At 73.7% G+C, this 11,921-nt stretch carries 13 protein-coding genes; 4 read left to right on the forward strand and 9 right to left on the reverse strand.

The genetic code is table 11. The features are described from left to right. Positions 1–119 precede the first annotated feature (119 nt). Positions 120–845: an ABC transporter permease gene (locus tag GA0070624_RS02480; RefSeq protein WP_091336275.1), complete on the reverse strand. Its 726-nt coding sequence runs from the start codon at positions 843–845 to the stop codon at positions 120–122. Next, a complete protein-coding gene (locus GA0070624_RS02485; protein WP_091336277.1) occupies positions 842–1,528 on the reverse strand; it encodes an ABC transporter permease in 687 nt (228 codons plus the stop codon). The genes GA0070624_RS02480 and GA0070624_RS02485 overlap by 4 nt, the downstream gene beginning before the upstream one ends. 2 nt (positions 1,529–1,530) lie before the next feature. On the opposite strand from GA0070624_RS02485, the gene GA0070624_RS02490 reads away from it, so the two are divergent. Next, positions 1,531–2,532 (forward strand): ABC transporter ATP-binding protein, encoded by a 1,002-nt coding sequence (locus GA0070624_RS02490; protein WP_091336280.1) that lies wholly within the window; start codon positions 1,531–1,533, stop codon positions 2,530–2,532. On the opposite strand, the gene GA0070624_RS02495 is transcribed toward GA0070624_RS02490, so the two are convergent. The 7 genes from GA0070624_RS02495 to folP all read right to left on the reverse strand — a co-directional run bounded on the left by GA0070624_RS02495 (position 2,529) and on the right by folP (position 7,224). After that, a complete protein-coding gene (locus GA0070624_RS02495; RefSeq protein WP_091336282.1) occupies positions 2,529–3,020 on the reverse strand; it encodes a hypothetical protein in 492 nt (163 codons plus the stop codon). The two genes, GA0070624_RS02490 and GA0070624_RS02495, sit on opposite strands and share 4 nt — an antisense overlap. Before the next feature lie 76 nt (positions 3,021–3,096). Next, positions 3,097–3,405: a hypothetical protein gene (locus GA0070624_RS02500; protein WP_091336284.1), complete on the reverse strand. Its 309-nt coding sequence runs from the start codon at positions 3,403–3,405 to the stop codon at positions 3,097–3,099. A 116-nt stretch (positions 3,406–3,521) separates the two neighbouring features. Next, positions 3,522–4,742, reverse strand: a complete 1,221-nt coding sequence (locus GA0070624_RS02505) for an ABC transporter permease (protein ID WP_091348005.1) — start codon at positions 4,740–4,742, stop codon at positions 3,522–3,524. Positions 4,743–4,861: 119 nt separating this feature from the next. After that, a complete protein-coding gene (locus GA0070624_RS02510; protein ID WP_091348002.1) occupies positions 4,862–5,395 on the reverse strand; it encodes a DUF3180 domain-containing protein in 534 nt (177 codons plus the stop codon). A 19-nt stretch (positions 5,396–5,414) separates the two neighbouring features. Continuing rightward, positions 5,415–5,942, reverse strand: coding sequence for a 2-amino-4-hydroxy-6-hydroxymethyldihydropteridine diphosphokinase (folK, locus tag GA0070624_RS02515; RefSeq protein ID WP_091336286.1), 528 nt, complete (start codon positions 5,940–5,942; stop codon positions 5,415–5,417). Continuing rightward, positions 5,939–6,298, reverse strand: a complete 360-nt coding sequence (gene folB, locus GA0070624_RS02520) for a dihydroneopterin aldolase (protein ID WP_091336287.1) — start codon at positions 6,296–6,298, stop codon at positions 5,939–5,941. Before folB ends, folK begins: the two co-directional genes overlap by 4 nt. Continuing rightward, positions 6,295–7,224 (reverse strand): dihydropteroate synthase, encoded by a 930-nt coding sequence (gene folP / locus GA0070624_RS02525; protein WP_176731564.1) that lies wholly within the window; start codon positions 7,222–7,224, stop codon positions 6,295–6,297. The genes folB and folP overlap by 4 nt, the downstream gene beginning before the upstream one ends. Before the next feature lie 358 nt (positions 7,225–7,582). Between folP and GA0070624_RS02530 the strand changes: the two genes are divergently transcribed. The 3 genes from GA0070624_RS02530 to GA0070624_RS02540 are packed head-to-tail and all read left to right on the forward strand — an operon-like array spanning position 7,583 to position 11,921. Beyond that, positions 7,583–7,897 carry a hypothetical protein gene (locus tag GA0070624_RS02530; protein WP_091336291.1) on the forward strand — a complete coding sequence of 105 codons (315 nt, stop codon included), beginning with the start codon at positions 7,583–7,585 and terminating at the stop codon, positions 7,895–7,897. A gap of 12 nt (positions 7,898–7,909) precedes the next feature. Next, a complete protein-coding gene (locus GA0070624_RS02535) occupies positions 7,910–8,272 on the forward strand; it encodes a hypothetical protein (protein WP_091336293.1) in 363 nt (120 codons plus the stop codon). A gap of 46 nt (positions 8,273–8,318) precedes the next feature. Beyond that, positions 8,319–11,921, forward strand: coding sequence for an ATP-binding protein (locus GA0070624_RS02540; RefSeq protein ID WP_091336296.1), 3,603 nt, complete (start codon positions 8,319–8,321; stop codon positions 11,919–11,921).

Raw genomic sequence — 11,921 nt, forward strand, 5'->3', positions numbered from 1 at the left:
CTCGGTCGCCCGCGAGGTCCACCCAACATCCTCTCCGGGGGGACCGACAACTTGTGGCGACCTTCGTCACCGGATCGTCACCCTTGGATTGGAACGGACTCGCCGGGGCGTACCCGGGATCAGCCACCGGCGACGGCGTCCGCCGCGCGGCGGCCGGCACGGCGGCGGGAGCGGCGCCGCAGCGGACGCGGGGTGACCATCCGCTCGACCAGCGCGAGGACCAGCTCGACGAGCAGCGCGAGCCCGGCCACCAGGACGCCCCCGGCGATGATCTGGCCGCCGCCGGCCGCGATGTCCAGCCCGAAGCCGGCCCGGATGATCTGGCCCAGCCCGCCGCCGTTGACGAAGGAGGCCAGCGCCGCCGTGGCGACCACCTGCACCGCGGCCGTCCGGAAGCCCGCGGCCAGGTACGGCACCGCGAGCGGCAGCTCGACCCGGCGCAGCAGCTGGCCGCCGGAGAGCCCCATCCCCCGCGCCGCGTCCCGGGCCTCCGGGTCGGCCTGCCGCACCCCGGTGTACGCGTTGGCCAGCAGCGGCGGCACCGCGAAGACGGCCAGCGCCACCACCACCGCCGGCCGCCCGAAGCCGAGGAAGGTCAGCGGCAGAATGGTGAGCAGGGCGAGCGTCGGGATCGCCAGGGTGACGTTGGACACCAGCAGCACCGAGCCGCCGCCCCGCCCGGTGTGCCCGAGCCAGAGCCCGAGCGGCCAGGCCACCAGGCAGCCCAGCAGCACCGCCGCGGCGGACATGGCCAGGTGCTCGCCGAGCCGGTCCAGGATGCCGCCGGGGTTGGTCCAGTTCAGCGGGTCGTTCAGCCAGACGACGGCCTGCTCGATCGCGCTCATGAGACGCGCCCCCGCAGCCACGGCGTGAGCAGCCGGCCGATCCCGGCCAGGACCAGGTCCAGCACCAGCGCGAGCAGGACGCAGAGCACCGTGCCGGTCATGATCTGGGCCTTGTAGAAGTTGTTCTGGAAGCCGGCGAAGATGAGCTGGCCGAGCCCGCCGCGCCCGACCACCACCCCGACTGTGACCAGCGCCACCGTGGAGACGGTGGCCAGCCGCACGCCGGTGAGGATGCCCGGCAGGGCCAGCGGCAGCTCGACCCGGAACAGCCGGCCCCAGCGGCCGTACCCCATCCCCTCGGCCGCCTCGCGGACCTCGGGCGGCACCTGGTTCAGCCCGGCCATCGCGTTGCGGACGATCACCAGGAGGGCGTAGAGCACCACCACGCTGAGCACGGTGATCGCGCCGATGCCCAGATAGGGCGCGAGGAAGGCGAAGAGCGCCAGCGACGGGATGGTGTAGAGCACGCCGGTGAGGGCCAGGATCGGCCCGGCGAGCGACCGGAACCAGTAGGCCGCCACCGCCAGCGGCAGCGCCACCAGGGCGGCGATCAGCACCGCCCGCCCGGTCAGCCAGGCGTGCTCGCGCAGGGCGGCGAGGATCGTGTCAGAGTTGTCCCGCACGTACTGCCAGGAGAACCACGGGTTACCCGGGTCGGCCCGGTAGCTCAGGTGGAAGGACACACGTGGACGTTACCCCGGGGAGCACCGGAGACGCCGGGCCCAGCGCGGCGTCGATCACACTTGAGGGCATCCGCAAGCGCTATCCGGACGGGACCGAGGCGGTGCGCGAACTGAGCCTGGAGGTCAAGGCCGGCGAGCTGGTGGTGCTGATCGGCCCGTCGGGCTGCGGCAAGTCGACCGTGCTGCGGATGATCAACCGGTTGATCGAGCCGACCAGCGGTCGCATCCTGCTCGGCGATGAGGACGTCACCCGGGTCGACCCGGTGCAGCTGCGCCGGCGGATCGGGTACGTGATCCAGAACGTCGGCCTCTTTCCACACCAGACGGTCAGCGCCAACGTGGCGACCGTGCCCGGGCTGCTCGGCTGGCCCAGGGAGCGGACCCGCCGGCGGGTCGACGAGCTGCTGGAGCTGGTCGGGCTCGACCCGGCGCAGTTCGGCCGCCGCTACCCGCACGAGCTCTCCGGCGGTCAGCGGCAGCGGGTCGGGGTGGCCCGGGCGCTGGCCGCCGACCCGGTGGTGCTGCTGATGGACGAGCCGTTCTCGGCCGTCGACCCGATCGTGCGGACCCGGCTGCAGGAGGAGTTCCTCCGACTCCAGGCCGAGGTCCGCAAGACCATCGTGCTGGTCACCCACGACCTGGACGAGGCGGTCCGGCTGGGCGACCGGATCGCGGTGCTCTCCCAGGGCGGCCGGCTGGAGCAGTACGACACCCCGGCCGCCCTGCTCGGCGCGCCCGCCTCCCCGTTCGTCCGCGAGTTCGTCGGCGCCGACCGGGGCATCCGCCGGCTGGCGGTCACCCCGGTCACCCCGGAGGTGCTCGACCCGCTCCCGGCCGGTGGGACGGCCGACCTGCCGGCGGTGCCGTTGGGCACTTCGGCGTACGACGCGCTCGCCGTGCTGCTCACCTCGGCCGCCGACCATGCCGTGGTCACCGAGGACGAGCAGCCGGTCGGGCTGCTGAGCCGGGACCGGGTACTGGCCCTCGGTCAGCCGACTGACTAGGGCCGGCCCCGCCAGCCACCCAGGGTGGCGATGCCGATGATCCAGCCGGTGAAGAGTCCGTACTCCGCGCCGTCGCCGGCCGCCTGGAACGCGCCGACCAGCGACGGATTGGCCTTGATCAGCGCGGTGATCAAGGCCGCGAAGGCGCCCGCGAAGATGTACGACGCCCAGCCGGCGAAGAACTGACTGAGCGTGCCCCGAGCCCTGGCGAGCTGGGATCCCGGGAGCAGGTAGAGGAAGAGCGCGGTGAGGGCGACCACGAGGATCGCCTTCAGATCCGCGGCGAAGACGTCCTGTACCGAGTCGTTCGAGTTGAATCGCCAGGTGGGCCAGGCGAGGAGTCGCAGGAACCACCCGCCGGCCGTCTTCGGGTCGGTGTTGTTCGCGGCCCAGTCGACGTACCAGGGGCTGCCGAAGACCAGGACCAGGATGAGCGCGGCGAGCGTACCGGCGCCCGGTGCGCTCTTGTAACGGTTGGTGAGAGCCATGGATCCGCTAGTTCCCAGCAAATCGACGTGCGCAAACGCGTCCGGCGATTTGCGGGAATACGCCCGGCTCGGCCGCTCAGTGCTTCATCAGGTAGTCGATGAAGGCGGCCCGCAGCACCGGCGCGGTCTCCTCGTAACCGTGGCCGGTCAACTCCCGCCAGAGGGCGGCCGCCTCGTCGATGGTCGGCCCGACCGAGTTGGGCGCCCCGTCCAGCGCGGCGGCCTCGTCCGCGTTCGGCAGGTGCCGCAGCACCGACCAGAAGAATCCGACGTCACGGCGCTCCCGGGCCAGGGCGAACGCCCGCTGGCGCAGTTCCTCGGTGGGGAGCTTGTCGAGCTCGTCGAAGGTACGGCCGCCGGCGCCGGTGGCAGGAGTTTCGGTCATGTCGCCGAGCCTAACCGCCGAGATCAGGTCCGGCCCGCCGGACCTGGCCGGGCGCGGGCCGCGGTCGCTTCGTGGAACGCCGGCGCGGCCGGTCAGCGGTCGTCGGCGTCGGCGGTTCAGCGGTCGTCGGCGTCCCAGCGCTGCGGATCGGTCTCCCAGCGAGGGGCCTCCCACGGGTCGACCGTGGTCTCGGTGGTCCGAACCGGCAGCACCGGGGACCAGTTCTCGACCGTGCCGGACCGCCCCAACGACCAGCCGGCGCTGATGGTGCCGTCGCCGGCCGGTCCGGACTCGGTCACCTCGCCGGTCACCTCCCGGGGTCGACCGAGCGCCTCGACCAGCCGGGTGACCAGGAGCCCGGCGCCGAGGGCCGCCCCGCCGACGGCCCACCGGCTGACCGTCCAGCCGTGGGCCTGCGCCCAGGAGAGGAAGACCACGACCAGGCTGACCGCGATCAGCGTGCCGAAGACCCCGCCACGGCGGCCGTACGCGCTGGTGCCGGCGAGCATCGCCGTGCCGATCGCCAGCACCGACCAGTCCAGCCCCGAGACGGGCGCCACCGGCCCGGCACCGTTGGCCGCGATCAGCACCCCGGCGAGCATGGCCAGCACGGTGGAGCCGACCAGCGCCAGGGCGGTCACCATCGCGGCGACCCCACCCCGGCGGCGGGCCGGGTCGGCGACCGGCCGGAACCGGCCGACCAACCGCCGGATCGCCTTGACCGCGCCGAACAATCCGCCGAGCACCGCCACCGCCGCGAATCCCACGAAGAGGTGGAAGGCCGTGCTGCGGGGGTCGTACCCGCCCTGGACCACGACCGGCGCGGCGCGCCGCTCGATGTACACGATCACGCCGGCCGCGCCGGCCAGGCTCGCCGCCCATCCGGGCACATGCAGCACCACCACCGCCAGGGCCAGGGCCAGCCCGCCCAGCGCGGCGACCAACAGCGCCGGCAGGACCGCCTCCCGGACACCCCGGTCGCCCTGCTCGGCGAAGTGCAGCGCGGCGGCCACCGCGACCGGACCGACCGCCAGGTTGACCGCGGCGGCGCGCAGGCTCAGCCCGGCGGCGAGGGCGAGCAGCCCGAGTGCGACCACGTCGACCAGCAGCGACCTCAGGCCGCCGCCGCGGAGCGCGTCCGCGTCCTCCCGCCAGAGCAGAAACGTCAGGGCGGCCAACCCGACCAGCAGCAGGATCTCCCAGACCACGTGGACGGCGATCCGGTCCCGACCGGGCTCGCCGTGCAGGGGGTCGTCGAAGACGTTCTCCAGCACGGCCGCGGGCACGCCGGAGGGCGGCTCCGCCAGGCCACCCCGGCCCGTTTCGTCGTACCCCATGAACCGCGCCTCCCACATTGCCGGCCGTCCAGGTCCGACGCGCGGGCGGACCGGCGGCGGCCGTTGCTTCCGGTCGCCAGGGACGGTACCGCCGGGCAGGGGTGTGGGGAAGCCCCTGATCAGCGCTGGCCCGGGCGGCTCTCCCGGTCGCCGGGCGGCGGGCGGTCCTCCTCGTCCTCCTGCTCCGGCACCCGGCAGGCCCGCTCCAGCCAGAGCCCGGCGCCCATCAGCGCGAGCGAGGCGAGCAGCCCGGCTCCCGCGGCCGGCCGGTCATCCATGGCGGCGTTGGTCCGCTCGACGAAGAGCCACCCGGTGAGCCCGGCGTAGAAGCCGGCGAAGATCGCCCCGGCCAGCGCGGAGGCCTTGGCCAGCACCACGAGCCGGGCGGCCAGCAGCGGGTTGACCGCGCCCCGCCCGGGCCGGCGCTCGATCCGGTTCCGGGTGTTCACCGCTGCGTACCCCTCGAGCACCGCGAGGGTGGCCAGCGTGACCACCGGCAGCCAGGGCAGGTTCGGCGCGACCTCGTAGTAGAAGGCGCTGATCAGCAGCCAGGCCACCGCCGCGGCGGCGAGGCCGGCCACCACCAGCGTGGAGATCCGGGTCGGACCCATCCGGAAGCGGTCGGGATCGCGTGGGGACTGCGCCTGGGTCATACCGTCCGGCTCCACTGGGTCATGAGTCCGACTCTATCGCCAGATCCGGTCGTGGGCTGAGCTCCAGGGCGTCACCGGCGACGGGCTCGGCGTTGAGCAGGTCGGTGAGCCAGCCGTGCCCGGGCAGCCGCCCGTACGGCTGGATGTCGATCCACGGCCGCAGCACGAAGGCCCGCAGGTGGGCGCGGGGGTGCGGGAGGGTCAGCTCGGGGTCGTCGCTGAGCACCGGCTCGCCCGCGTCCTCCCAGACCGCGATGACGTCCACGTCCAGCGTGCGCGGCCCGAACCGGCGCTCGGGGTCGCGGATCCGCCCGGCCGCGTTCTCCGCGGCCCGGGCCCGGTCCAGCCAGTCGCGGGACGTCGCCGCCGGGTCCGCGACCAGCATCGCCGCGTTCAGGTACGCCGGCTGGTCGGCGTCCCCCCACGGTGGAGTCTCGTAGACCCCGGAGACCACCAGCACCGCGTCGCCGAGCGCGGTCACCACCGAGCGCAGGTGGGCCAGCCGATCGCCGAGGTTGCTGCCGATCGACAGCAGGGCCCGCGTCATCGGGTACGTCGCATCGTCACGGCCACGTCCCGGAAGGCGTGCGGGATCGGCGCCTCGGGCTTGTGCACGGTGACCGTGGCCGCGCTGACCAGCCGCTCGGCCAGGCAGACCGCGAGCAGCCGGTCGGCGAGCGTCTCGATCAGGTTGACCGGCTCGCCGGTGATCACGTCGATCAGCCGCTCGGCCAGCTCGCCGTAGTGCACGGTGTCGGTCACCTCGTCGGAGCGGGCGGCCGGGGAGAGGTCGAGTTCCAGGACGGCGTCGACCACGAACTCCTGCCCCTGGGCGCGCTCGAAGTCGTAGACGCCGTGCCGGCCGCGCGCGCGCAGCCCGGTCAGCTCGATCCGGTCCGTCATGCCCGCTCTCCCCTCTGGTCCCCCTGGTCCCCCTGGTCGCCGGTCCGGCCGGTGCCGGCTCCTTCCGGACCACCCGCCCGGGGTGCCGTCACCAGGCGTGGGCGGCCGGTGGCCTGCCAGACGGCGAGGGCGTCGGCGGTGCCCCGGACGTCGTGGACCCGCACCCCCCAGGCACCGGCCGCCACCGCGAGCACGCTGGTGGCGATGGTGGCCGCCTCCCGCTCGCCGGTCGGCCGGGGGGTGCCGTCGGCGTCGGCGAGCAGCCGGCCCAGGTACGACTTGCGGCTGGCGCCGAAGAGCAGCGGGAAGCCGAGTTCCAGGAGCTCGGGCAGGCGGGCGCTGAGTTCCCAGTTGTGCGCGGCGGTCTTGGCGAAGCCGAGCCCGGGGTCGATGATGATCCGGTCGGCGGCGATCCCGGCGGCCAGCGCCTCGTCGACCCGCTGCGCCAGCTCGGCCCGGACGTCAGCGACCACGTCGGTGTAGCTGGCCAGCTCGCGCATCTGCCGGGAGTGCCCCCGCCAGTGCATGAGCACCCACGGGCAAGCCGCGTCGCGCACCACCCGGGCCATGTCCGGGTCGGCGAGGCCGCCGGAGACGTCATTGACCACATTGGCGCCGGCGGCGAGGGCGGCCTCGGCCACCCGGGCCCGGCTGGTGTCGATGCTGATCGGGATGCCGGCCGCACTCAGCTCGCGGATCACCGGCAGCACCCGGGCCGTCTCGCTCTCCGCGTCGACCCGGTCCGCGCCCGGACGGGTGGACTCACCGCCCACGTCCACCAGGTCCGCGCCGTCCTCCCGCAGTCGCACTCCGTGTCCGACGGCCGCGTCGAGATCGGCGTATCTGCCGCCGTCGGAGAAGGAGTCGGGCGTGACGTTGAGGACGCCCATCACCACCGGGCCCGGCGCCTGCAGCAGATCGGTCACGACTAGACCGTACCGGTCGTCGGCAGGGCCTTCGGCGGCCCCGGCCAGGACCACGAACAACCGCCCTGACATGGGCATTGGAACAGGTGTACGATCGGTCGTCCGGGTCGTATCGGGTCGAGTCTTCGCGGGTTGTCGCAAAGGTGTCCCGGCCGTACGCTTTGGAATTGGCCAGCATCGAGATGACGAAGCCTGGAGGGAGGGCCGACGCGGGAAGAATCCGCCCAAATCCCACCACTCTTCGTGGTGGGTCACGAGAACGCAGCGTCCCCGGCACTGCGCACCGTGAGCACCATCCCGCCAGGCTTGCCTACTGCACCACCGCGGCGTCGCCGACCGCGACATGGGGAGGTTTCCAGTGATCGCCATCGAGCTCATGGACACGGCGTCGTCCGCCGTCAGCCACGCGCTCCACACCCTGGCGTCGACTCCACTCGCCGAGCCGGCGCCCAAGGGGATCGACACCGAGGGTGTCGTCACCTTCTTCGCCAGCAAGATCGCGCCGATCCTGCTCGCCGTGCTCGGCGTCATCTTCATCGGCCGCGCCAGCCGCGGCGAGATTTCAAAGGTGCTGACCAGTTCGGCCATCGCCATCGTCGGCCTGGCCTTCATCGCCGGCGCCGCCACACTCTTCTTCGTCGGCGACTACCTGATCAACCTGATCTTCGAATAGGCGCGGGCGACAATGCGGCTGCGCACCGACGACGACATCTACCGGGCCCGCCTGGTCTATCTCGGGCCGCCCGGCTACACCCTGCCCGTCCACCTGCCGTACGCCCAGTACGGCCTGTTCATGCTGCTCGTACCCCTCTACATGTTCATCCACTGGCTGTTCACGCTGAAGGTCGAACTCTTTCCGGCCTGGGAGATCTCGCTCGCCATCGTGACCACGTCGTTCATCTTCCGGTACGTCGATCCGGACCGGCCGGCGCGCATGGTCATCCGCACCGCGCTGACGGACTGGCGACGCACCCGGGAGCCGGCGTCCGAGCTGCGCGACCCGCGCCTGGTGGCGAGCCGGATCAGGATCCGGGAGGAGCTGGCATGACCAGGCAGCCGAGCGGGCAGACGAACGACGCGGGTGAGGCGATCGCATGAATCGCTCTTCCACGCCGGGCTCCCCGGCCGGGCCGCACGCCGCGCCGCACGGTAACCGAGCGCGGTCATTCGATTACCCGGAGGATGAGGAGCTGGACGAGGTAGCCCTCGACCCGGCCCTGGTCACCAGCCCCGGGCACGGCGCGGTCGGCGTCTTTCAGCCGCCCCGGCCCGCGTCGGGCCGCGGCACGTCGGCGGGGAGCGAGCAGCCCGCGTCGGGCCGCGGCACGTCGGCGGGGAGCGAGCAGCCCGCCTCGACTGGCGGCGACAGCGGCGACATCGACTCTCCCTTCCTCGACCTCTTCGGTGGCGCGCAGCCCGGCGCGCGACGTCCCGCGCCCACCGCGCCCCCGTCCGCCGACCCGACCCCGGTCGTGGCGCCGCCGCGCCGGGGAGTGGGGCACGAGGCGCTGCCGATCCCGCACCAGCACGCCGCATCCGCCGAGTCGACCGCGACGACGCTCCCGGGTGAGCGCCGGACCGCCCGGTTGACCGACGGCGCGGAAGGCACGCCGCCGATCGAGCGCCGGACAGGCCGGGTCCGCGAGACCCCGGACGCCGCGCCGCCGACTGGCCGGACGCGCGAGACCCGGGACGCCGCGCCGCCGACCGGCCGGACGCGCGGGGCCCAGGTGGTCACCCGATCGGCCGTCGAGCGGCCGGACGAGCCGGTCGGCCAGGCCCTCGAGCCGGCACCCGACCCGACGGGCCGCACCCGGGTGCCGCACCAGCCCGGGGACCGGCTCCCCGTGCTCCGGCCGGCGACCGAGCCGGAGCGGACGGCGCCGGTCGAGCGTCCGGCGCGACGGAGACCGACCGAGCGGACCAGCAGCCGGGAGACCGCCCTGGCGCCGCGCCGGGAGATGGCCGCCTCGGCCTCGCGTGAGATGGCCGCATCGGCCCCGCGTGAGATGGCGGCACCGGCGTCGCGGGAGGTGAGCACGCCGCCGAGCCGCGAGGTGGTGCCGCCGCGGCAACGGTCCGCCGCCCAGCGCAGCGGCGCGCCGACCAAGCCCGTCCGGGCGCGCCCGCCAAGGATCAAGTTCGGTGACCGCGACCCGTCGGTGGAGCTGGCGATCACCGAGATCGCCGGTCACCTGACCTTCACCCCGAATACCGTCACCGCCTGGTACTGGCTGCCGGAGGTGCGGTGGGCGTTCCGGCCGGACGCCGAGCGGGAGGCGCTGCTCTCCGCCATCTCCGAGCAGTACGCCGGGCTGGCCGGCTTCCGGCTGCACCTGCGGCGCACCACCCGACCGTTCCCGGCCGACGAGTGGGCCCGCACCATCGACGCGCACACCGCGTCGCCGCTGCCCGACGTGCCCGGGACGGCCGGCTGGGCCGACCACCTGGTCGCCGCCCAGCGGCACCTGATGGCGGTCAACCACGCCGAGGGGCAGACCTATCTCGGGGTCACCTTCGCCCGACGGTCGCTCGGCGACTCGCTCGCCGAGCGGCTGCTGCGCACGTTCGGCCGGGGCACCGCCGACGGCGAGCGCCGCCGGCTGGGCCGGACGGTCGAGCAGTTCGACGAGGTGCTCGGCGCGTTCGGCATGCGCGGCCGACGGGTGACCGCACAGGAGCTGGAGTGGCTGCTCTACCGCTCGGTGGCGCTCTGCATGTCGCCCCCGGGCGCCCTCTCCCCGGTGACCCACGGCCGATGGGAGCGCGGTGACCTGCTCGCCCTCACCGAGCAGGTCGAGCGCTACCGCACCCCGTACGGCTCGACGGTAAAGCTGGTCAACCGGATGACCGGCGAGGAGCGGCACGTCGCCGTGCTGGCCGTGGGCCGGATGGAGCCGCTGGAGATCCCCGAGCGGCACGAACCCTGGCTGCACTTCCACGAGCGGCTGCCCTGGCCGATGGAGCTCTCCACCCGGGTGGACATCCTCGGCCCCGGCGACTCCTTCCGTAACCTGGAGCACCGGCTCCGGATGATCCGGTCCCAGCAGCTCGACTACGCCGAGCACGGCATCGACGCCCCGCCCGAGCTCGAACGCCTCGCCAAGCGGGCGCTGGTGATCGGCGACGAGATGACCACCGGGCTGCCGGTGGACTCGGCCCGCGCACACGGCTGGCACCGGATCGCGGTCGGCGGCCGGACCCGCGAGGAGTGCCTCGAGCGGGCCCGCCGGCTCATCCAGCTCTACTCGCGGGAGCTGCGGATCTCGCTCCAGCACCCGAAGAACCAGGACTGGCTGGCCCGCGAGTTCATCCCCGGCGAGCCGATCGCCAACACCGGCTACGTCCGGCGCATGCCGGTCCACCTGCTCGCCGCGGCGCTGCCGCAGGCCGCGTCGACGGTCGGCGACCGCCGGGGCGACCTGATCGGCCGGACCGCGGGCACCTGCCGTCGTCCGGTCTTCCTCGACCTGCACTTCCCGATGGAGGTCCGGGAACGCTCCGGTCTCGCCGTCTTCGTCGCCGAGCCGGGCGGCGGCAAGTCCACCCTGCTCGGCGCGCTCGGCTACCTCGCCGCCCGGCGCGGCGTCCAGGTGACCCTGCTCGACCCGTCCGGCCCGCTGGCCCGGCTCTGTTCGATGCCGGAGCTGCGACCGTACTCACGCGTGCTCAACCTGACCGGCTCCGAGCAGGGGACGCTGGCGCCGTACGCGCTGATCCCGACGCCGCTGCGCAGCGAGTTCGGTGTCGGCGCGGCGGGCGACCGGGAGTTCGAGATCGCGGTCTCCAACGCCCGCGCCGAGCGCCGGATGCTGGTGCAGGACATCTGCATGATGCTGGTGCCGCCGCAGGTGGCTCGCGAGGCGTCCACCGCCACCCTGTTCCGGCACGCCGTACGCCAGGTGCCGGCGGAGGAGGCCTCCACCCTGGACGACGTGGTCGCCTGCCTGCAGGGGCTCGACGACGACGCCGGCCGGGAGCTGGCCAACCTGCTGCTGGACACCGCCGAGATGCCGTTGGCCATGCTCTTCTTCGGCCGGCCGCCGGAGGGGCTGCTCGGCGCCGACGCGGCGCTCACGGTGATCACCATGGCCGGGCTGCGGCTGCCCGACCTCAAGATCGAGCGCGAGTACTGGTCGGCCGAGGAGGCGCTCGCCCTCCCGATGCTGCACACCGCGCACCGGCTCGCGGTCCGCCGCTGCTACGGCGGCTCGATGTCGTCCCGGAAGCTGGTCGGCCTGGACGAAGCGCACTTCATGGAGGGCTGGCGGTCCGGCCGGTCGTTCCTGGTCCGCCTCGCCCGCGACTCCCGCAAGTGGAACCTAGCCGCGCTGGTCGCCTCGCAGAACCCGAAGGACATCCTCGGCCTCGACGTGCAGAACCTGGTCTCCACCGTCTTCGTCGGCCGGATCGCCGAGGACACCGAGATCGCCTCCGAGGCGCTCCGGCTGCTCCGGGTGCCTGTCAACGACGGCTACGAGGCGACGCTGGCCTCACTGTCCACGGCGGACGCCGGTTCGGCCGCCCGGCTGGGGTTCCGCGAGTTCGTGATGCGCGACGTGGACGGCCGGGTGCAGAAGGTCCGGGTCGACGTCTCGTACGTCGACGGGCTGCTGGACCACCTGGACACCACACCCGCCGCGGTCGCCCAGGCGGCCGGGCAGTTGCCTACCGTCCCGGCTGATCTGGAGGCGTGA

Origin of the sequence: Micromonospora rhizosphaerae, from assembly GCF_900091465.1 — a bacterium.
GTDB classification, from domain to species: Bacteria; Actinomycetota; Actinomycetes; order Mycobacteriales; family Micromonosporaceae; genus Micromonospora; species Micromonospora rhizosphaerae.